General features: G+C 65.3%; 17 protein-coding genes. 4 read left to right on the forward strand and 13 right to left on the reverse strand.

Annotation, left to right across the window (positions count from 1 at the left end):
- Positions 1-172: 172 nt before the first annotated feature.
- Both BM052_RS20210 and BM052_RS04960 read left to right on the forward strand, forming a co-directional pair.
- A complete protein-coding gene (locus tag BM052_RS20210; RefSeq protein ID WP_255405973.1) occupies positions 173-307 on the forward strand; it encodes a hypothetical protein in 135 nt (44 codons plus the stop codon).
- Between the two features lie 17 nt (positions 308-324).
- A complete protein-coding gene (locus tag BM052_RS04960) occupies positions 325-861 on the forward strand; it encodes a 2,4'-dihydroxyacetophenone dioxygenase family protein (protein ID WP_091143989.1) in 537 nt (178 codons plus the stop codon).
- A 95-nt stretch (positions 862-956) separates the two neighbouring features.
- On the opposite strand, the gene BM052_RS04965 is transcribed toward BM052_RS04960, so the two are convergent.
- From BM052_RS04965 to BM052_RS20215, 8 genes are all read right to left on the reverse strand, one after another.
- Positions 957-3,056 (reverse strand): PQQ-dependent dehydrogenase, methanol/ethanol family, encoded by a 2,100-nt coding sequence (locus BM052_RS04965; RefSeq protein WP_091143991.1) that lies wholly within the window; start codon positions 3,054-3,056, stop codon positions 957-959.
- Positions 3,057-3,121: 65 nt separating this feature from the next.
- Positions 3,122-3,910 (reverse strand): glutathione S-transferase family protein, encoded by a 789-nt coding sequence (locus BM052_RS04970; RefSeq protein ID WP_091143994.1) that lies wholly within the window; start codon positions 3,908-3,910, stop codon positions 3,122-3,124.
- Complete coding sequence (locus BM052_RS04975) at positions 3,907-4,695, reverse strand: glutathione S-transferase family protein (RefSeq protein WP_091143995.1); 789 nt, start codon at positions 4,693-4,695, stop codon at positions 3,907-3,909. Before BM052_RS04975 ends, BM052_RS04970 begins: the two co-directional genes overlap by 4 nt.
- A gap of 60 nt (positions 4,696-4,755) precedes the next feature.
- Positions 4,756-5,706 (reverse strand): alpha/beta hydrolase, encoded by a 951-nt coding sequence (locus tag BM052_RS04980; protein WP_091143998.1) that lies wholly within the window; start codon positions 5,704-5,706, stop codon positions 4,756-4,758.
- 70 nt (positions 5,707-5,776) lie between these two features.
- Positions 5,777-8,305, reverse strand: coding sequence for a TonB-dependent receptor (locus tag BM052_RS04985; protein ID WP_255405974.1), 2,529 nt, complete (start codon positions 8,303-8,305; stop codon positions 5,777-5,779).
- Between the two features lie 158 nt (positions 8,306-8,463).
- Complete coding sequence (locus BM052_RS04990) at positions 8,464-9,390, reverse strand: helix-turn-helix domain-containing protein (RefSeq protein ID WP_143084742.1); 927 nt, start codon at positions 9,388-9,390, stop codon at positions 8,464-8,466.
- A 67-nt stretch (positions 9,391-9,457) separates the two neighbouring features.
- On the reverse strand, positions 9,458-10,591 hold the full coding sequence (locus tag BM052_RS04995) for a cobalamin-independent methionine synthase II family protein (RefSeq protein WP_091144004.1): 1,134 nt from the start codon (positions 10,589-10,591) through the stop codon (positions 9,458-9,460).
- 1 nt (position 10,592) lies between these two features.
- Positions 10,593-10,724, reverse strand: coding sequence for a hypothetical protein (locus BM052_RS20215; protein ID WP_255405975.1), 132 nt, complete (start codon positions 10,722-10,724; stop codon positions 10,593-10,595).
- 209 nt (positions 10,725-10,933) lie between these two features.
- Between BM052_RS20215 and BM052_RS05000 the strand changes: the two genes are divergently transcribed.
- Both BM052_RS05000 and BM052_RS05005 read left to right on the forward strand, forming a co-directional pair.
- Complete coding sequence (locus BM052_RS05000; RefSeq protein WP_091144005.1) at positions 10,934-11,644, forward strand: nuclear transport factor 2 family protein; 711 nt, start codon at positions 10,934-10,936, stop codon at positions 11,642-11,644.
- A gap of 252 nt (positions 11,645-11,896) precedes the next feature.
- Positions 11,897-12,403 (forward strand): DUF3237 domain-containing protein, encoded by a 507-nt coding sequence (locus BM052_RS05005; RefSeq protein WP_091144008.1) that lies wholly within the window; start codon positions 11,897-11,899, stop codon positions 12,401-12,403.
- A 25-nt stretch (positions 12,404-12,428) separates the two neighbouring features.
- Here BM052_RS05005 and BM052_RS05010 read toward each other — a convergent pair whose 3' ends face one another.
- The 5 genes from BM052_RS05010 to BM052_RS05030 form a co-directional block, all read right to left on the reverse strand.
- A complete protein-coding gene (locus BM052_RS05010) occupies positions 12,429-13,361 on the reverse strand; it encodes an NAD(P)H-binding protein (protein ID WP_091144009.1) in 933 nt (310 codons plus the stop codon).
- Positions 13,358-14,827: a carotenoid oxygenase family protein gene (locus BM052_RS05015; RefSeq protein WP_091144012.1), complete on the reverse strand. Its 1,470-nt coding sequence runs from the start codon at positions 14,825-14,827 to the stop codon at positions 13,358-13,360. The genes BM052_RS05010 and BM052_RS05015 overlap by 4 nt, the downstream gene beginning before the upstream one ends.
- A 161-nt stretch (positions 14,828-14,988) precedes the next feature.
- Positions 14,989-15,879 (reverse strand): NTP transferase domain-containing protein, encoded by an 891-nt coding sequence (locus tag BM052_RS05020; protein WP_091144014.1) that lies wholly within the window; start codon positions 15,877-15,879, stop codon positions 14,989-14,991.
- A 216-nt stretch (positions 15,880-16,095) separates the two neighbouring features.
- A complete protein-coding gene (locus BM052_RS05025) occupies positions 16,096-17,832 on the reverse strand; it encodes an alkaline phosphatase D family protein (RefSeq protein WP_091144017.1) in 1,737 nt (578 codons plus the stop codon).
- Positions 17,833-18,071: 239 nt separating this feature from the next.
- Positions 18,072-20,441, reverse strand: coding sequence for a TonB-dependent receptor domain-containing protein (locus BM052_RS05030; RefSeq protein ID WP_091144019.1), 2,370 nt, complete (start codon positions 20,439-20,441; stop codon positions 18,072-18,074).
- Positions 20,442-20,526: the final 85 nt, after the last annotated feature.

Consider the following 20,526-nt stretch of genomic DNA (forward strand, 5'->3'; position numbering starts at 1 on the left):
CCCCGGCCTGCATCCGCCATTTCGCGCTTAGGCGCTGTTTGTAGGCAATGCATACAAAAATCACTTGCCGATGCAAACCGAAAAGGCTCTCCTGCCATCTCACAAGCATCCGGCCATACTCACAACTGCCGGGCACAACCGGAGAGTTCAACCACCATGCGGCAGGGGCACCATGCCACAGGGGATTGTCAGCAAGGGCGCCACGTCGCTCGGCCTGTGCATGGATATCCGCGCGGTCCTGGCGCTGGGCCCGCGTGGAACCGCTCCGCGCGCGCCGGCGCGCCGTGCCGCAATCGTTACCGTCTGAAGCAAGGGAGAACTGCCATGACCACGATGACCGCGCCCCCGTCCAATCTCGCCGAGATCGTCGAGGTTCCCTTCGCCCAGCGCGCGCTGGTGCAGAAGTACAGCCCTGGCGGCCGCTATATCGATGCGCAGACCGACATCGACAGCCCCTGGGTGCCTTTCGGCGATAATGCCGCGATCAAGCACCTCGCCTTCGACGTGCGGCAGAACCTGTTTTCGAATATCCTGTGGGTCCGTGGTCCGGGTGCGATCGGCACGCACCTGCATCGCGGCATGATTACCATGGTCTGCCTTGAAGGTTCGGTGCGCTACCTCGAGTACGACTGGGTGGCGACACCGGGCGGGCTCATCCTGGAAGTTCCAGGCGAAAGCCACACGCTCGTCACCGAACACCCCCAGGGCGTGAAACTGTTCGGCTGGATGCAGGGACCGATCGAGTTCTACGACGCCGAGGCCAAGTTCGTCATGACCGCCGATGTCTGGTGGTTCATGGAACACTACGAAAACCACTGCCGCGAGCATGGCATTCCGGTCAACACCAAGCTCTACCTGTGATCGGCGCGCCGCCATGGCCTTGCCGCAACGGCTGGGCCTTCGAAGCGCTCAAGCCCATGCAAGGTGCCGGTCGCGCCGTGGCGCGCGCTTCCTGCCTACTTGTCGCCCAGGGCCTTGTCCTCGTTGGCGCGCTTTATCACGTAGTGACGGATCGTCTCGATTTCTCCGGCCGACATGACCTTCGACCACGCGACCATGCCGTTTTCCTTCAGCATGCCATCATGGACGATCATTTGCCACGCACCGCCATCGGCCAGAACGGCGCTTCGCCTGAGATCGGGTAGAACACCACCACCTACGGCCGCATCGCCGTGGCAAACTCCGCAATAACGTCCATAGAGATAGCTCCCGCGCTCGACCACTTCGGGTTTCGCGGTCAAGGACGGGGGATCGAGCGGGACGGCGTTGAACGGGGGCGGATCGGGCAATTTCGCCTCGCCGCCCAACTTGAATACCAGCAGCCGGCTGATGTTGCGCACCGGACCGGACTTCTGTGCCAGCACGCCAGTCGCCAGCGACCAGATACCGCCCCAGCCAGCCATGACGGCAACATACTGCTCCTTGCCGATGCTGAACGTGACCGGCGCCGCCATCACGCCGGTCTGCGCCGGGAACGACCAAAGCTGCCTGCCATCGTGCGTGGAATAGGCGTTGAACATACCCGATGCTGTGCCCTGGAACAGCAGATTCCCCGCCGTGGCGAGCAGGCCGCCATTCCATGGGCCGGGATAGCTTACCCGCCAACGTTCCTTCTGCGCCACCGGATCCCAGGCGATGAGCGCGCCTGTCGTCGCCGCCCTGGCCGCGTCGCGCGCGGCCTTGATCGCGGGCATGGCGCCGGCGGCCATGTTGCCGCCGGTGTTGAAGCCCTGCGCCGCCGGCTTCCAATCCTTCTCCGGAAAATAGGGATAGGCGGCAAGATTGGCGGGGATGAACACCAGCTTCTGCTTTGCATCCCAGGCCATTGGCTGCCAGTTGTGTGCACCGCCCGCTCCCGGCGAGCCGATGAAGGGCTTGCCGGTGCGGTCATAGCGCGCATCGGGGTTTTCAATCGGTCGCCCGGTTCTGGGATCAAGCCCGCTGGCCCAGTTCACCGGCACAAAGTTGCGGCCCGAGATGAACTGGCCGGTGGTCCGGTCCAAGACATAGAAGAAGCCGTTCTTCGGCGCCTGCATCAGAACCTTTCGCTTGGCGCCGCCGATTTGGAGATCGGCCAGGATGATATGCTGCGCGGCGGTGAAATCCCAGGTTTCACCGGGTGTTTCCTGGAAGTGCCAGACATATTCGCCAGTCCTCGCCCTGATCGCGACGATCGAGGAGAGATAGAGATTGTCGCCGCCGCCCGGCGATCGAATGGCCTGGTTCCATGGCGAGCCGTTGCCGACGCCGATGTATAGCAGGTCCAACTCCGGGTCGTAAGCCATCGCGTCCCACACCGTGCCGCCGCCGCCCAGCTTCCACCATTCGCCTTTCCAGGTCGCTTCGGCCTTGCGAAGATATTCCTCATCGTTGCGGCCCGGCTTGTCGGGTACGGTGTAGAACCGCCAGAGTTCCCGGCCGCTGTCGGCATCATAGGCGGTAACATAGCCGCGCACGCCCATTTCCGCTCCGCCATTGCCGATAATCACCATGCCGTTGATCGCGCGCGGCGCGCCAGTGATCGTATAGGGGCGGGATTGATCGACGGTGACTTTTGTCCATGCCGGCTTGCCGCTGGCTCGATCGAGCGCGACCAGACGGCCGTCGAGCGTGCCGAAAAACAGCTTGTCGCCCCAAGCCGCCATGCCGCGGTTGACGACGTCGCAACATGCCTTGACGGCGGTCTCACCAGGCACCTTGGGATCGAATTCCCACAGCAACTTGCCAGAGACGGCCTCATAGGCCTTGGCCTTCGACCAGGCTGTCGTGACATAGATCTTGCCGTCGATCACCAGCGGCGTCGCTTCCTGGCCGCGCGCGGTATCCAGATCGGCATACCATGCCAGGCCCAACCGCGAGACATTGTCCTGGTTGATCGCGTCGAGCGGACTGAAGCGCTGTTCGTCATAAGTGCGGCCATAGGACAGCCATTCGCCCGGATCGGCCGCGACGATCCGCACGGCGTTGACCGCACCGGGAAGCTCCGACGAGGACTTTTCACTGCATCCGGCCGTCAGCGTCAGGAGCGACAGGGCCAGCGCCGGCTTCAACGTCATGTTCTCGATCCTCTCTCCGCCCGCCGACGACGGGTTCCGTTCAGGTGCCTCGGTTTCCGCGAGCCTCACCCCCAGCGGTTGATCTCGGGTCCGGGCGCCCAGGCGTGCTCGGGGTCCGCACGCCGCGCACGCGCCAGAGCGCCCCGCACCGATGGCCGCGCACGCATCCGCGCCATCCATCCGGCAGCACGCGCCTTTCCGGCGAAAGCATCGGGCACCAGTTCGACCATGCCCGCCAGCCAGCAATAGGTTTCGAAATCGGCGATGGTCAGCGGCCCCATCAACCATGCGCGCCCATCCTCGAGCTGTTCCTCGACGAGCCCGACCGCGGCGGCCACCTTGGCCTTGCTGTCCGCGACTTGCGCCTCGGGAAAATCCCCTGACCGGACCGCCGACCAGCGCGAGGCGAGATCCTCGCTCACGATCGCGCCGCGCAGGTCGGCGAAGGCGGCATCCTCCATCGCCGCCAGGCCCGCATGCGCGTGCGCCCGGCAGCCGAGAAAGGCCGCCGCCGGCGCGCAGCGTTCGGTGATGCGGCGGCACCACATCAGCATCTGCCAATGACCATATGCGTCCTGCGGCTGGAGCGCGCCATTGCCGCTCTCGTCAAGGAACTGGGCGATGAACACGCTTTCCGTCATCGCCTCGCCGTCGATCACCAGGACCGGCCCCTCGCCCTCGACGCCCATGTCGCGTGCCAGCGGCTCGCCGATCCCGGAAAGCCGGTGCCGCTCCCCGCCGGCAAGGTCCATCCAGCGGCATTCGATGTCGAGACCGGTTTCGGCGAGTACCGCCAGCACGGCCAGCGAGGGACCGTTGGGTTCCCCATGGTAGAGGATCATGTCCCCACTCATGCCCCCGCTCCCTGTCCGATATAGTCCTGCTCGAGAATATCGACGCGCGCAGCCATCGGTGTCCGCCCAAGCTTCCAGCATTCGCGCGTGGCGGGGCGGCGATAGATCGCGCGCAGCCAGCGCATGATGTTGGGCGTCAGGTCGTCATTGGCGAGGTGCGGCTGCGACAGCGGCATCGCGTAGGCCAGGTTGAAGCCGTTGATGTCGGCAAGGCTGTACTGGTCGCTGGCCAACCATTCGCGTTTGCCCAGCTCCGCCTCCAGCATCCGGATGCCGACGTCGATACGTCGCGCCGATTCCGCCATCTCCTCTTCACCGAACAGGCCATAGACCGCCTTGCGCCAGGCGACCTGACGTTCGGGTAGCGGGATGCGGCCGATCGCCGCCTCAAGCGCGTCCTTGCCGTGCGCGGCGATGGCATTCGGGCCGACGAAGAACTTCCATCCGAACATCGAGAAGCTGGGGGCCAGCCATTGGTCCATGAACTTCATCCACCAGCGGATGCGCCAGCGGTCACGCGCGCCCGCGGGCATCAGCGCCGGGCCGGCGAACGCCTCGTCGAGATACTCCATGATCGCGGTCGATTCGACGAGCACGCGATCCCCGTGAGTCATCGCCGGAATCGTGCCCTGCCGGTTGATCGCAAGGTATTCCGGCTTGTGCTGATCGAATTGCAGCATGTCTATGTAGTGGCTGGTGAAGGGCACGCCCTTTTCCATCAGCGCCAGCATCGGCTTGCCCGAATTGGCGTTGGGCTCCCAATGGTAGAGCGTGATTTCCGCCATGTCCGCGCCTCTCCCGTCTGATTATTTTGTATGTAATACATACAACTATGCCCGTGCGGGTCAAGGCCGATCCACATCAGCCTTCAGCATCGCGCGCGCGGCGCTTATGAAGGCGTCGACGTCTGCTTGGGCCGAGGGCAGCGCCTTGCGCAGATTGACGAAGCCGTGGATCATGCCTTCCGCTTCGATGTGGATCACCCTGGCCCCTGCCTCGCGCGCGGCATCGGCATAAGCGGCGCCCTGGTCGCGCAGCGGATCGAGGCTGGCCGTCTGGACCAGCAGCGGCGTCGCCGGCGGGGTGCGGCGCAGCAGGCAGTAGCGCGGATCGTCGCCCGGATTTCCGCAAAGACCGTCGAACCAGTCCATCACCGCCCGCGTGACCATGAAGCCCTCACCGAAGCGGCGCACCGATTCCCAGTCGGTGCCACCGCCCAGGTAAGGATAGACCACCAGCTGGGCGATCACGGGAACCGCCGCCGGGACTTCGGCCAGCTGCTGGGCCACCGCGATCGCCAGGTGGCCGCCCGCGCTGTCCCCGCAGGTGGCGATGCCGCTGACGGCCCGGCCGATTTCCGGCGGGGACGATGCCAGCCAGCGCGCCGCGGCTTCGGCATCATCGACGAACGCCGGAAACGGATGCTCGGGCGCGAGCCTGTAATCGACGGCCAGCACGGGAAGATCGAGTTCCGCGGCCAGATGGCGGCAGAACGAATCGTGCGAATCGAGATCGCCGAAAACGAAGCCGCCGCCATGGAAATAGAGGATCGCGGGGCCCTCGTCCCGTTCGAGCCGGGAATCGTAGAGCCGCAGGGCGATCGCGCCGCCCGGACCGGGGCATGCCAGGTCGCGGACGAGCGGCAGGGGCCGCGGATCGGCGTCCGCCGCGGTTCCCAATTGCCGGATGCCCGCACGGGCGAGTTCAACCGGCAGCTCGTTCAGGGGCGGCGCGCCGGATGCCTGCCCGGCATCCAGGAACGCGCGAACATCGGGCCTGACAAAGGGGGGTGTCATTCGATATCTCCTCAGACGGAAGGAAACGGCCCCGTGCGGTCGCGCACGGGGATCCGACAGGGCCGGCTCGTCAGAACTCGCGCTTGACCGTCACCGCCCAGGTGCGCGGCATGCCCGGCGAGGCGGTGATCGTGCCAAAGGCAGCGGCGGCGTCCTCCACCGTCTGGTAGTAGTACTTGTCGAACAGGTTCTGGACTTCCAGCGAGATCATCCAGTCCTTGTCGCTGGTGGTGTACGACAGGCGCGCATTGCCCAGGAATCGTCCGTCGATCCTGTTGGTCGGGCCATTGAACGCATCGGTGTACATCGTCGACTGGTAGGACCCGTCGAAGCGTGCGCCGATCGTGCCCGCCTTCATCTCCCAGTCGTACTGGATGCCGAAGCTGTAGTTCCACTCGGGCGTGTACGGCGTGACATCGGTCAGCGGCACGCCCGAGGTGCCGGTGTCCTTGTACCGGAAGTGGAGATAGCTCAGCGAGCCGTCGAGGGAGAGTCCGTCAACCGGATGCGCGGTGGTTTCAAGTTCGAAACCCCACACATCGGCCTTGCCGACATTCGCCGGTTGGAGGCACGGCGCGCCCGGGCACTGGGTCAGCGTCAGGATGATGTTGTCGTACTTGTTGAAGAACACCGCGCCGTTCACGCGCAGGCCGCGACCGAACAAGTCGGACTTGAAGCCCATCTCGTAAGTGGTGAGCGTTTCGGGCTTGAACGACTTGATCTGGTTGCACGGCGCGATCACGCCTGCCGGCAGATCCGAACATTCACCCGCCGACGGGCCGAAGAAGGGGCGCGGATTGACGCCGCCACCCTTGTAGCCGGTCGCGATCGAGCCATAGACGAAGAATTCGGGGCTGAAACGATAGTCGGTCTCGATCCGCCAGTCGGTCCGCTTGCCCTTGAACCGGCCCTCGACGCCGTAAAGGCCGACAAGCAGGCAGTTCGGGGAATTGCCGATACCCGTCGGCCCGGCGGTCGGCGCACCGAGGAAGAATTCGCAGGGCAATGGCCCCGGCACTGTTCCGTCCGGATTGGACCGGAAGTAGGTGTAGGTCTTCTTGTCCCACGACTGACGGATGCCGCCGTTGATGCTCCAGGCGTCGGTCGGATGAAGCGTGCCGTTGAAGAACAGCGCCTTCGAGGTCGAGGGCGTGGTATCCGGCCCGTGGATGAAGTCGATGCCCGCGTAGTTCAGATCGACGCGCGCGTTGAGCGAGCCGTTCTGATCGAAATAGAATCCGCCCAGGGTATAGTCGAACAGGCCCTTGCCGAGCGATCCATTGAGCCGCAGTTCCTGGCTCCACGCATGATGCCGCAGCGTCTGATAGAGCGTGGAGATCGGCACGGGCGAGCCATCCTGCTCCTCGCCCCAGGCCGAATGGTACTTGCGATAGGACGATATCCAGACGAGTTCGGTCTTGTCGGCGATCTGCGCGGTCACGTTGCCCATCACGCCCCAGCCATCGAACACCTGGCGGTTGGGGGCGGAAAACGGCTTGTACGGCGCCTGGCTGGTCGGCGTGCGCGCGTCGAGGAAGTTGCCGTAGTTGATGAAGCGCGGATCATAGCCCGCCGGGGTCGTGTCGCAGCTGTTCGCGCCATAGGGCACGAAGGCGCAGTCGTAGGGAACCGCGGCGCCGTTCTTGCCGGCCAGGAACGGGATGCCGTCGGGCGTCGTCGCGGCATTGCTGGCATAGAGCAGGACTTGCGCGCCCGCATCGTTGCGCTCATGCGTGTAGTCGCCCGAAAGGTTCACCTCGATATCCGGTGTGGGCAGCCAGCGCAGCGCCAGCTTGCCCGCGGCGTAGGACTTGCCGCCCAGCGTCCCGGCCCGGCCGCCATCGCCGATACTGGTATTCGCCAGGACGTTCGAACTGGGATGGGTCACGCCATAATCGAGCAGGGTGACATAGCCGTCCTGGTTCTTGGTCGCCCCGGAAATGCGCGCGAAAAGGTTGTCGGCGATCTTGAGGTCCGCCACACCGCGCGCATCGATGCGGTTGAACGAGCCATAAGTCACCGCGAAGGAACCCCGCCCGGAACCATCGGGCCGTTTCGAGAACAGCTTGATCGCCCCGCCGATCGAGTTCTTGCCCGCCAGCGTGCCCTGCGGCCCGCGCAGCACTTCGATACGCTCAAGGTCCATCAGATCGAGCAGCGAGCTTGACAGGGTGGGGATGTAGATGTCGTCGACATAGATGCCCACGCCGGGCTCGAGCGCATAATTGAAGTCGGTCTGGCCGATGCCGCGGATGAAGGCGATCAGGCCGATGCCGTTCGACTGTTGCTGCGGCCGCAGCGTCACGTTCGGCGCCTGTCCCGCGATCTGGGCGATATCGGTCTGCCCGCGCGCCTCGAGCAACGCCGAATCGACGGCGGTGATCGCCAGCGGCGTGTCCTGCAGCTTCTGCTCGCGGAACTGCGCGGTGACGATGATCTCCTGAGTGGTGTTCGCGTCGGACGCCTCGTCCGAACCGCCGGACGTCTTCGCGTCCTGTGCCAGCGCAGGGGCCGCCGAAAGCGCTAGAATCGCAAACATGTTCGCGCAGGCCAGCGCCGAATTCGATACCCGGGTTCGGTTCTTGATAGAACTCTTCATGGCAATTTCCCTCCCTTTGGTTTTGATTGGTCTGCCGTCGATGCTAGCCCTTTGTTCCCCTGTCTTCTTTGACAAACGCGAAGATCATATGGACGGACGCGCAAGCGAAACGGTGTTGCCGAGTTCCGTCACTTCACGCCGCCGCCATCGCTCCCGCCTCAATTGATCCGCCGATATTGCCTCGGACTCATCCCGTAGCGTTCGTGAAAGCGTCGGGTGAAATAGGCGCTGTCCGAAAAGCCGCTGTGAAAGGCCACCAGGGTGACCGAGGCCCGGGGATCGGTGCGCAGTTCGAGGGCCGCGTGATCGAGCCGCCGGTCGATCAGGCACGCGACCGGAGTGGTGCCGGCCGCCGCCGCCGCGAGTTGCATGGTCCGCATCGAAACGCCCAGTTCCTCGGCAAGCATCGCGGCCGTGACCTCAGGATCGGAGAAACGCCGTTCGATGAGATGCCGAAGCCGCTGGAACAGACCGTTCGCGCGCCCTCCATCCCCGGCCGGGGCCAGGAGACTGGCGGCGAACATATCCTCGACGATCGCGCCATAGGCCTGCTCGGCGTGGCTCCCGAGGTTGAGTTGTCCTTCGTTCCACAACGACAGCACGAACCGGTGAAGCAGCCGGGTTGTCGAATGCTTCCCGGACACGCAGTGGGCAATACGGTCGTCGAGCATCGGGATACGGTCCTCGATACCGCCGCGGGCGAATTCCAGGACGAGCATCTCGTGCGCGCCTGGCATGTCGAAACGATACCATTCGTCCGAGGCACAGACCACCAGGTCCCCGGCCGCGACCGGCACTTCACGGCCCCGGCTTATCAGCCGGCCGGAACCGGCATGAACGACATGGGCAACGACCTTGCGCTCGCTCGTCCGGCGAACCCCTTGGCTGAAGCGTTCGACCGAGGCGGCGGGGGACTTCGGCCAGATCAGGGTGTTGTCACCCAGCCGCCAGCGCAGCAGTTCGGCGTTGAGGAACGGGTTCGGCGAATCCATCACCAGGCCGTCGTAAGTCGAACCGATCAATTCATTCCAGAAGTCGAGCCGTTTCGACGGTTCGATACGGCAGGTCGAAAATCGTTCGATCACTTGGCGTTCCTCCCGATTGCGCTCCACCGGCGTCGGCCTTGCACCCGGCCAGTTTCAACGCGCGCCCTCAAAGCCTGCCCGAGGCGATCCGTGCACCCTCGGCGAGGGCGCGCAGCTTCTTCCAGGTCACTTCCGGATCGATCTTGCCGTAGCCGGCGAAAGTGCCGAAGCCGCAATCGGTCGAAGCGACGACGCGGTCGGCCCCGACGATCCCCGCGAAGCGCTCGATGCGCTGGGCGATCAGTTCGGGATGTTCGACATAGTTCGAACAGGTATCGATCGTGCCCGGCGCCAGCACCTTCCAGTCCGGCAGTTTCGCGTCCCTCCAGACTTTCCACTCGTGCTCGTGACGGGGATTGGCGGCTTCGAACAACACCGTCGCCGGCCGGGCGCCGATCACGATGTCGATCACTTTTTCAAGCGGGATATCGTGATCGTGCGGGCCCTCGTAATTGCCCCAGCAGACGTGCATGCGCATCTTCTCGGCCGGGATGTTGGCCGTCGCCGCGTTGAGCGCCTCGACATTGGCCGCGGCGACTTTCAGGAACGCCTCCTCAGTCAGATCCTGGTAGCCGGTGTGCCGGGACATGGCCAGGTCCGGGCAATCGAGCTGGAGATGAAAGCCCTCGGCAACGATCGTTTCGTATTCCTCGCGCATCGCATCGGCGAGGTCGGCGAGATAGGCCTCATGGCTGGGATAGTGCTTGTTGACCTGGAACGCGGTGATGAGACCCGGCGAAGCGGCATTCATGAACGCCTGCGTCCCGGGCTTCGCGCCCTTGGCCAGCGCCGCCTTGAAGCGGTTGATGTCTTCCCACAGCGGATCGAGCGTGACGAGGCGCACTTTGTCGACGCAGCTGGCGCGCACGAAGTCCTGGCTGCCCATGATCGCCGAGAGCTTCTTCGCCAGGTCGGGATGTTCGGCAAGGTCGGCGGCGGGCTTGCGGTCGACATGGCCGCCGAAGCCGGACAGCCGCTCGATCATGTAGGTCGAATAGCCGATCTTGCCGATCTCTCCATCGCTGACGATGTCCACCCCGCATTCCACCTGCATGGCCACCGCGTGATCGACCGCGGCGGAAACCTTGGCGTCGAATTCGGCCGCGTCGAACGGCTCGCCGGCATCGCGGGCGCGCAGCAGCGGAGTCAGCTCCCCGCCGCGCGGCATCGAACCGACATGGGTCGTCGCGATTCGCGTCATCTCACTCCCCCATTTCAAGCCAGGCGATTTGCCCTTTTGCTTTTTGCCTCTTGCTTTTTGTAAGTGTTACAAACAAAGTTGCACCCAAGGCAAGTGCAATCTTGCGAACAACAAGCTGGGAGAGAAGCCGCATGGGCCTTTCGCGCGCCACAGTCGCATCCAGGGCGCGCGCGTCCTGATGCGCCAGGCCAAACACGCCGGCCGAACTGGCAAGCCTAGGGTAGTTTGGCGGCGCCCCGGATTGCTTCGGCGGCTTCGCCACCTCGCGACCGGCGAAGGGAGGAAATGAGCCTCACTTCAAAAGCTCTAATCCAAACATCGATCGGAGAGGAAAACACAGCGATGAGCGATATTGCATCCCTGGAAGCCCGGATCGCCCGGCTCGAACACGAGCTCGCCATCCAACAGGACATCCACCAGATCCGCCGCATCCAGTATACCTACGGCTATTTCATCGACAAATCGCAGTACGACGAGACTGTCGACCTGTTCTCGGACGATGCCGAAGTCTGGTTTCTCGGCGGCGTCTACAAAGGCCGGCAAGGGCTGCGCCGCCTCTATATCGAGCGCTTCCGCAAGACCTTCACGCAAGATCACAACGGCCCGCGCTATGGCTGGCTGCTCGATCATCCGCAGTTGCAGATGGTGGTCGACGTAGCACCGGATCGCGCCACCGCCACCGTTCGCGGCCGTTCGATGATGCAGGCCGGCCTGCACGAAACCGCCGAGGGCCAGCAGCGCGCCTGGTGGGAAGGCGGCATCTACGACAATCGCTATGTCCGCGAGGACGGCGTCTGGAAGATCTCGCGCCTGGGCTATTTCCCGTTCTGGCATGGCACTTTCGCGGATGGCTGGGCAAAGACGCCGATCGATTTCATCCCCGCGCCTTCGGTGTGCTATCCGGAGGATCCGCTCGGCCCCGACTTCATTCTCCAGCCCCAGCCGCGCCTCTGGCCCGCGACCGATATCGTGCCCTTTCCCTACGACCATCCCGTCACCGGCAAGCCGATCGTGTGCGACAACAGCCGCGCGCGGGAAGGATTCAAGGACTGAGACCAAGTCTCGTTGATCGAAACTCATGTTCCCCTTCCCTCCGTCAATTGCGAGCCGCCGAGAGCGGTGCGGCAATCCAGGGCAGTTTCAGCGTGGCCGCCTCGCGGGCGACGAAGGGAGAAAATGAGGCTCGCTCCAACGGCCCTGGCATGACCGACGCGCGCGCCGGCCGGCTGCGACACTTTTTCCGGGGGCCTCGGCCCCGTTTCATACAAGATCGAGGAGCATGGCCGCTCCAACAAGGAAGCCCCGATGGAATTCACCACCCTATCGACGATGGACCGCCCGCACCTCGAATTCGCCTTCGAGTGCCGGCTGCAATTCACGCGCGTCTTCACCGTGCCGGGCGTGCACAACGGCGGCTTCCGTTCGGCGGTGCTGGTCGACGGCGGACAGTTCGAGGGCCCCTGCCTCAAGGGCCGCACGATCCCCAATTCGGGCGGCGACTATGCCCATTTCCGCGATGACGACACCGCCGTGTTCGATGCCCGCTATCTGCTGGAAGTGGATGACGGGACGGTGATCTACATGCAGAACCGGGGCTATCTGTGGGGCCGCAAGCCGGACGCCATGGCGCGCCTGCGCGCCTGGGCCTTCGAAGGCGGGAAACCGGTCCCCCATGAGGACTACTACCTGCGCGCCCAGCCCGTCTTCGAAACGCCCAAGGGCAAATACGACTGGATGACGCGGCACGTCTTCATCGGCGTGGGCGAACGGAAACCGGATGGGAACTTCGTGCGGTATTACGCGGTGACGTGAGGCCGCCTGGATGGCGCGCCCCTCATCAAACTGCTTGAGCCGCCGCCCCCCGCAGCATCGCCGCATTCTCCTCGATCATCCGCCGCACGCTACGCGCCGGTCGGCCGGTGAGGTGTTCGACGTGGTCGCTGCGGATGGCGAGGAACCCCTCGCGGATGGCGCGGCCGAAGCTCACCATGTCGTCGCTGTTCCACGGGATGCCGTTCACCGGCTGGTCGTCGATCGGCCGGCGCGGAATGCCCATGGCGTCGAAGATCGCATATTGCGCGTCGTCATCGACCGGCAGGTAGGCCAGCGGCACGCCGGTGACATCCGCCATGATCGCGGTGACTTCGCCGAAAGTCTGCAAGTCCGGCCCGGTGATATCGTAAGTCCGCCCTTCGTGCCCTTCCCCGGTGAGCACGGCGAGCGCGCAATCGACGCAGTCCTCGCGCCAGACCATCGCCTCGCGGCCGTGGCCGGCATTGCTCACCCATTGGCCCGAGGCCATGACGCCGGGGCCGGCCATCAGGATCATGGCATCGGCATAGTGCGCATCGCGCAGCATGGTCCATGGCATCCCGGAAGCGCGGATCAGGCGTTCGGTCTCGATATGGTCATGGCGCACTTCGGCGGGATTGGCGGGATCGTCGATGCCGATGAAGCTGGTATAGGCGATATGCCGGATGCCGGCCGCCGCGGCGGCGTCGATCGCCGCCTGGTGCTGGACGACGCGCGCGCCGACGCGGGTGCCGGAAATCAGCAGCATCCGCTCCGCCCCCTGCACCGCGGTTTCCAGCGTCTCGGGCCTGTCGAAATCGCCGTGGCGCACCGTGCAGCCCTGCGCCGCGCGGTGGGCCAGCTTGTCCGGGGCGCGGGTGATGAGGATCAGGTCCGCCGCGCGGCCAAGCGCGATGAGCTTGTCCGTCAGCGAACGGCCGTACTGGCCCGACGCCCCGGTGATGACGATCCGGCTCACGCCGCGCCTTCCAACTGCCGCGCACTCACCCACCAGCCATGGACCTGCGGGCGCAGGCGGCGGGGAATCCCGACCCTGGCGACGGGTCCGGCCGCGATCTTGCCGGCATCGACGATCCAGCATTCATGCTCGAAGGACTCCGGCCCGGTCTGCCGGTCGACGACGGTGACGAGCCAGCCTTCATGCCCCGCCTCGCGCGCGGGCACATGAACCGGCTCGTTGAAGCACATGCCCGGATCGAGCGCGAGCGCCTGGGGCGGGCCACCCGCCATGTCGAGCCGCAGCAGCAGGTCGAACATGGCATCCACCGGTCCGCCGAACACCGGCGGTCCGCGCCGATCGGGGTTCATCGTCAGCATCCAGGCGTGATCGTAGGGCCGCCCCTGCCGCGCCGCCGGGATCACGGGGAAATCGCCGGGGGGGCCGATGACGGTTTCGACAACGGTGTCGTCCGTGCCCTTGGGATCGATCGTCCAGCGCGCCAGCCGTCCGTTCAGTTCCCACTGCTGGAGCGCGATTCCCGAAGCCTGGCGAATGAAGGGGAAGGCATTGCTGTCGGACAGGCATTGGTCGAAATGCACCAGCCCGCGTTCGTCCTCCCAGGCGTTCATCATGTGATAGCATGACACGCCCTTCGGCCCCTTGAACCAGCGCAGTTCGGATACATCGCCGTAACGCGGCATGATGCCGAGCCAGGAATCCATATCCTGGTGATGGATCCAGTGATCGCCGCCGGCCTCGAGCCGATCGAGTTCGCAAGTGGTCGGATAGATCGGAAACAGCGCGTAGCGCTCGGTGATCGTGAAATCATGCATCATCGCGCAATACGGCGCGTCGAACCACTGTTCGGACTTCAGCTTGCCGTCCGCGCCGACCACGCAGTACGCAACCGTCTTCGAGGCGAGGCCGCTCGCTTCGTAGCCGTAGAAGAACAGCTCTCCGGTCCCGGGATCGACGCGCACATGCGCGGTCATCGTCTCGGACTTGAGCGCGCCGTCGAAATCGAAGCTGCCCAGCGTTTCCAGCGTGCGTGGATCGATACGGTACGGCCGGCCGTCTTCCTTGCACATCAGCAGCCGCCCGGCATGCCACACGGGCGTGGTGTTGGCCACGGTGCGATCCACCCCGCGTGCCTCCGGCCTGTCGGTGAAGGGATTGCGGTACTTGCCGAAAAGCGCCCGCCCGGCGGCCGTCTCGGCCCTATGCCGCGCGGTCTGCACCCAGCGCAGATCGATGCTGGCCTTGCCGCCGGCAAAGCGGATCGCGCCGATCATGCCGTCGGCGGAAAGGAAAGCCGCGCTGTCCTCCAGGAACGGCGGGTAGGCGGGATTGGGCACGGCGCGGAAGAACACGCCTTCCACGTCCGCCGGGATGACGCCATCGACCGCAAGGTCGCCGACCGTGTATTCCTCGCTCTGCGGCGTATTGAGCCCAAGATATTTCGGATGCCGCGGAAACGCGCCCATCGCCCTCTCCTATTCTACCATTTGTTATGATAGTGACGCGTCGAGGCCGGCTTGGCAAGATCGTTCGGCGCCGCCTTGCGACGATGAAAGGAGAAGATGGGTCGCGCTCCAACGGACTTGGTATCGGTCGAGACCCGGTTGGCGGCGCGATCGGCCGCCGATCATCCGCTGGTTCGGGCGACTTTCGGAACGATGGGCGCAAGAACGCGCGGTGTGCCGATCGCGTGCGGCAACGGTTCCGAGCGCGGTTCCTCGGCCGGAGCCATCAGTCCGGCCGCCACCGCGTAAGCGCGGTCATTGTCGACGGCGATCGCCTGCGTTCCGTCCGGCAGGACCACCGGCGCGATGCGCAGCCCGATGCGCCGCGAGATACGCCCCAGCCCGGTCGCCAGCGAAACCAGCCGGAAACGCAGGAGCAGCAGATTGACCACCCCGAACGCCCGCACGACACGCACGGCGTTCCGCGCGGAATGCCCACCGTCCCTGAACAGGCCCGCCGCGCGCAGCGCCTGGGGGCCAGTCAATCCGTAGAGATTCAATCCGTAGAGATGGCAGCCGGCGTATGCGTCATCGCGAAATTGATGGAAGCGCCGCCGCGTTTCGGGGTCCGCGGCGATCACGTCTTCGCGTCTTGCCACGGCGACGGCCGCGTCGGCGCCTTCCAGCGCATCCGCCACCGCGTCGATCGCTTCGGGCCGCAGCAGCGCATGGTCCGCCGTCGTGACGATGAGCGGCCCCTGCCAGCCCTCGGCGGCGGCCAGCACGCTGTCGGTGACATTGCCCCGCGCTTCCAGCAGGCGCACGGTGCGGTGCCCCGGCATCCCCGCCATCAGATCATAGATCGCGTCGAAAGCCTCGCGTTCGACGCAGATGACGAGGCTCGCGACCCGATCGTGCGCGGCCAGCATCCGCAGGAGATGGGCGACGAGCGGCCGGCCGTGGAGCGGGACCAGATATTTGTGCCGCATGCCGAAGCGTTCGGCGAAGGGATCCGCCACGCTCCGACACTGCCCCGCCAGGACGATCACCCGCAAGGGACGCGGAGAAGGCATCAGGCCGTGATCCGTTCCGGCGGGAGGGCCCGGCGGGCGGGCATGCGCAAGGCCGATGCGGAGCCGAAAGCGGAACTATGCATGCCGACGGGTATTTGCCGGCCATGTTACACGTTCATGAAGAAGACCCGAGATAACCCCCACAAATCACCGTTCGCCGCCACGCTCGGCCACGGACGGCGAGACAACGGCCCGATCGCCCCCGCGATGGCGCCCTCAGGCGCCGATCTCCACGCCTCCATTCCGGCGCGCGAAGGGCACGCGGCGCAGCACCAGGGTGCGGTAATCGGGCGAGAGCACGGTATCGACGGCCACGAAGGTGGCCATTCCCTGTTCCCGCCCGAATTCGACGCGGACATAGCCCTGGTGCCTGTCGTCGGTCCAGGCAACCTCGGGAATGTGCTCGGCATAGGCCTTGTCGAGCGCGCGCACGGTGGCATCCCCGAAGCCGCTGTCGACGAAGTCCCCCGGCGAGGAAATGCCCGCCGTGCCGAATTCGATGCCGGCGGAGCGGCCCGCGTCATCGGCCAGGCGGTTCGCCCAGAAGCTGTGGCTGTCGCCCGAAAGGAACACGAGATCGCCGGCGCCGGCCCGGCGCGACAAGTCGTAGAGCCGCTCGCGCGCCCAGGGATAGCCGCCCCAGGCGTCGGTGTAGTCGGGCAGGTTGAAGCGGCCCCTCCAGGCCAGCGACACCGCCGGATCGGCGGCGAGCTTCGCAAGCTCGTCCTTCGATTTCGCCGCCGCCAGCTTCGCGAAGGGATCGGGCACGATGCCGAGCTTCGCGACGTCAGGCACGTCGACCCGGGCGATCACCATCGGACAGCCGATGATCCGCCATGGCTGCCCATCCTTCACCGAACGCGAAAGCGCCGCCTCGAGGTCCGCCTCCAGTTCGGCGGACAGGATCGGGCGGCCAGGAGCGCCGAGCACTTCCTTGCGGAACCGGTCGGCGGAAGCCTGGTCGGTTATGCCCTCGGCATGATCCAGGTATTCGATCTGCCTGGCCCGCGCGCTATGCCGGGTCTCCAGCGTGTGCAGCAGCGCCAGGTCGCCGAAGCTGTATCCGCGCCAGAACTGCATCCGGGTGCGGCCCTTGGCCGGCAGCCACGCGGGTTCGCGCACCGGCATCCATTCGTAGTAGGCCTGGATCGAGGCGGCACGGCGGGCCGCCCAGTCGCCTTCGGTCGCCGGCTGGTGGTTCTGGGCACCGCCGGTCCAGGGATTGTTGGCGCTCTCATGATCGTCCCAGCAGGCAAGCAGGGTATGGTTGGCGTGCATCGCCTGCGAACCGGCATCGGTCTTGTACTGGGCATGGCGCGCGCGATAGTCGGCCAGCGAGACGATTTCGTGCAGCGGATCATGGGTGCGGCCGATCGTGCGCGCGACATCGGCACCCCAGCCGTCCTTGCCGCCGTATTCGTAGATATAGTCCCCGGTATGCAGCACGAAGTCGACGTCGGCATCGCGGGCGATGGCGTCATAGGCATTGAACAGGCCGAAAGCATAGTTCGAGCATGACATCAGCGCGATGCCGAGCCGGTCGAGCTTGCCCCGGGGCAGCGTGCGCGCCCTGCCGACGGCAGACGTGGCCCCGCCCAGGCGGAAACGATAGTAATAGGTGCCGCCGGGCGCGAGGTCGCCGGCCAGGACCTTGACCGTATGGTCGCGGCCCGCGTCGGTGGAGAAGGCACCCAACCTGAGCACTTGCGCGAAGCCGGGCGTGGCGCTCAGTTCCCAGGTGCCTTCGGCGGCGGCACCGGCGCTCACGCGGGTCCACAGGACCACGCTGGTGGCATCGGGATCGCCGCTCGCCACGCCGTGGCGGAAGGTCGGATTGGCGGGCGCGGACCGCGCCAGCAGCGCGGATGGAAGCGCCAGGAAGGCCGCGCTCCCGGCCATGCCCGCAAGCAGTGCGCGGCGCGAGACTTCGGCGTGACGGAAAGTGCGTGTCATGGCTTGGCGCTCCTGTCGGCTTCGGCGCGGAATTCTGGAGCGGGATGCGCCCGGGTAGAGGCGGATCCCGCTCCATTTGTTCATTGCTTTCCGCATTTTGAAGTCGCCGGGCGCTTCCGCCCGACTTCAAAATGCCCTATGTCATGCGGACATTGCGGTTTCGGGAAACCGAAGGCGGACCGGCTTTGGACGCCGGCGCGCCTTCGGGCACTCCCCCGTGAATCTCGGTGAAACGCCGATCAGAAATCGGCGGTGGCAGTGAAGATCATCGTGCGCGGCGCCCCGATCCAGGCATATCCGCCGGAGATGCCGCCAAGGTAGCTTTCATCGGTCAGGTTGTTGACGGTGAGCGAGAAATCGACCGTCTTGAGCCAGTCGCTGAGCGCTTCGCCCTTCACGCCCACGTTGAGATCGGTGAGGAAGTAGTTTTCCGCGACCCAGCTGTTGCCGGCGTTGACGAAGCGATCGCCGGTGTACTTGCCGGTAACTCCCACGCGGACCGGGCCGTACTGGTAATTGGCCGAGAGCACCCACATGGTCTTGGGAATGCCGGTAACGCCGTTGCCCGGGGTGATGCCCTGCTCCTCGTCGAGCACCGCGCTGCCGGTGCCGCGATACGTCGCGTCGGTATAAGTGAAGGCTCCGTAGAGGTTCAGCCCCGTCATGGGCTTGACGTTGGCCAGCAGTTCGAAGCCTTCGGAATCGATGCCGCCCGCGTTGAAGAACGTGCCGTCGCCTTCACCGATGTAGTCGGGGCCCGCTCCCGTCGAACTGGAAACGAAGATCACCTGGTTGGAGAACTTCGCCTTGAACCACGTGGCGGAGCCCCGGAACCAGCCGTTGGCATAGCGCACGCCGGCTTCCCAGTTCTCCGAGGTCTCGGGCTTGAGCTGCGAGAGGTCGGCGTTGCTGAATTCGAGCACGGCGTCACTGAGCGCCTTGAAGTTTTCCGCATAGCCGCCGAACAGGTTGAGCCCGTCGATCGGCTCGACCTGGATACCGCCCGAAAGCAGCACCTTGGAGGTCGACTTGAGGCGCGTGTTGTCCGTCTCGCCGAACAGGTCAATGCGCTTGATGTGGTTGATGAACTGCTTGGCGCCGACGTTGGCGGTGACGGGGCCGAACTCGACCGTGTCCTGCACGTACCACTTGAAGGTGTCCTGCGGATACTTGCGGCTGTACTGGGTCCAGTACGGCGTCGATTCGTATTCGGGGCCGACCGTGGTGTCGATCACGTTGTGCCAGTCGCGCCATTCCTGGCGATGCGTGTCCTCATACCAGAGACCGCCGCGCAGGGTGTTCTTCACCGCGCCGAAGTCCGCGCGCCACGCGGCATCGAAGGCTCCGCCGAGACGGTCCTTGCGGTAGTGCGTATGACGATAGGACTGCGCGCCGATCGCCCCGGCGGGATAGCACCTGGGATCGTAGTGCGGATCGGTGGTGCCGCCATAGGGAAAGGTCAGCGTGCCGGTGCAGCCCGCCGCCGGGCTGAGCGCAACGCCGTCGGCATCGACGAAGTAGATCCGGCCAAGCGGCGACCCGCCGTCGGCATGGCCGCCGGAAAGCTCGCTCTGCGGATTGCCGGTGCCGTCACTGATGACGTCCACGACGTATTGCGGCACCCAGTCGCCGCGCCCGGCCATGTCGTGATAATAGACCGAGGCGTGCAGGTCGATCGCGTCGGCGATCGTGGTGTCCGCCTTGAGATAGCCCAGGAAGTTCTTGCGCAGCGTCGACCAGGCGCGGCGGTAGGCCTGGTCCTGGTAGGGCACGCCGGTCCAGCCTGCGGTCAGGCCATCGGTGTGCGGATCGGCCGCGAATTGCGCCGCCGAGTAGACCTGATCGTAGTTGTCCTCATGCGCGTCGTCATAGCTGGCATAGCCGGTGAGCTTGACGGGCGTATCGATGATGAACTTGCCCGCGAAGTTGTCGCGGTGGTTCTGCGCGGATGCGCCGACCCAGTCGGTCGCTTCCTGGTGCGAGTAGGAAATCCACGCCCTGGCCACGCCGCCCAGGACCGCGCCCGTGTCGAACCGGCCGTAATAGCGGCTGGCCTGATAGTCACCGAGCGAGGCCGAAAGACGCAAGCGCCTCTCGTCGAGCGGATCGGACGTCACGAAGTTGAGCGTGCCGCCGAGCGCCTCGTTGGAAAGCGAGCCGATGTCCGCGGTGCCCTGCGAAACCTCGACGGTGCGCAAGTTCATGCTGTCGATGAAACGGTTGGCCTTCGATCCGCCGCCGTAGTTCGATCCGCCGTTGGGCAGCCCGTCGATGGTGATGCCGACCTGCTGCTGGTCAAGGTTGGTCTGGAAACCGCGAATGGATACGGCGGTCGACCAGTCGTCGAAGCCGAAGGCATCGCCTTCCTGCACCTGCACGCCCGGCAGGATATCGACGAAGTCCAGCACCGAGGCGATCGGCGGCTGCTCGGCGATCATCTCCGGGGTGACAGCGGCGTTGTTGTACGTGGTGCGCGTTCCGGTGACGATGATGGCATCGGCGGCATCGGCAACATCGCCCGCTTCATCGGCCGTGGCCGGCGAGGCCAAGGCGATCGCGGCGAGGCAGGTGCCGAGAATGCAGGAATTGCGAATGACTTGGAATCGCATGCGTGATGCCCCCTTATTGGCGTTTCGAAGGGGGCATGTGGTCCAGTTTTCTGACCTCCTGCGGTCAGTTTTTGGGCAGTTCAGA

Source organism: Novosphingobium sp. CF614 (assembly GCF_900113255.1).
Classification (GTDB): Bacteria; Pseudomonadota; Alphaproteobacteria; order Sphingomonadales; family Sphingomonadaceae; genus Novosphingobium.

What these genes read in the sequence shown, in the direction of transcription:
- BM052_RS04980 (WP_091143998.1), bottom strand. Translation starts at nt 5,706, where the DNA reads ATGACACCCCCCTTTGTCAGGCCCGATGTTCGCGCGTTCCTGGATGCC.
- BM052_RS04975 (WP_091143995.1), bottom strand. Translation starts at nt 4,695, where the DNA reads ATGGCGGAAATCACGCTCTACCATTGGGAGCCCAACGCCAATTCGGGC.
- BM052_RS20215 (WP_255405975.1), bottom strand. Translation starts at nt 10,724, where the DNA reads ATGCGGCTTCTCTCCCAGCTTGTTGTTCGCAAGATTGCACTTGCCTTG.
- BM052_RS04985 (WP_255405974.1), bottom strand. Translation starts at nt 8,305, where the DNA reads ATGAAGAGTTCTATCAAGAACCGAACCCGGGTATCGAATTCGGCGCTG.
- BM052_RS05000 (WP_091144005.1), top strand. Translation starts at nt 10,934, where the DNA reads ATGAGCGATATTGCATCCCTGGAAGCCCGGATCGCCCGGCTCGAACAC.
- BM052_RS20210 (WP_255405973.1), top strand. Translation starts at nt 173, where the DNA reads ATGCCACAGGGGATTGTCAGCAAGGGCGCCACGTCGCTCGGCCTGTGC.
- BM052_RS04960 (WP_091143989.1), top strand. Translation starts at nt 325, where the DNA reads ATGACCACGATGACCGCGCCCCCGTCCAATCTCGCCGAGATCGTCGAG.
- BM052_RS05005 (WP_091144008.1), top strand. Translation starts at nt 11,897, where the DNA reads ATGGAATTCACCACCCTATCGACGATGGACCGCCCGCACCTCGAATTC.
- BM052_RS04965 (WP_091143991.1), bottom strand. Translation starts at nt 3,056, where the DNA reads ATGACGTTGAAGCCGGCGCTGGCCCTGTCGCTCCTGACGCTGACGGCC.
- BM052_RS05020 (WP_091144014.1), bottom strand. Translation starts at nt 15,879, where the DNA reads ATGCCTTCTCCGCGTCCCTTGCGGGTGATCGTCCTGGCGGGGCAGTGT.
- BM052_RS04995 (WP_091144004.1), bottom strand. Translation starts at nt 10,591, where the DNA reads ATGACGCGAATCGCGACGACCCATGTCGGTTCGATGCCGCGCGGCGGG.
- BM052_RS04970 (WP_091143994.1), bottom strand. Translation starts at nt 3,910, where the DNA reads ATGAGTGGGGACATGATCCTCTACCATGGGGAACCCAACGGTCCCTCG.
- BM052_RS05015 (WP_091144012.1), bottom strand. Translation starts at nt 14,827, where the DNA reads ATGGGCGCGTTTCCGCGGCATCCGAAATATCTTGGGCTCAATACGCCG.
- BM052_RS05030 (WP_091144019.1), bottom strand. Translation starts at nt 20,441, where the DNA reads ATGCGATTCCAAGTCATTCGCAATTCCTGCATTCTCGGCACCTGCCTC.
- BM052_RS05025 (WP_091144017.1), bottom strand. Translation starts at nt 17,832, where the DNA reads ATGACACGCACTTTCCGTCACGCCGAAGTCTCGCGCCGCGCACTGCTT.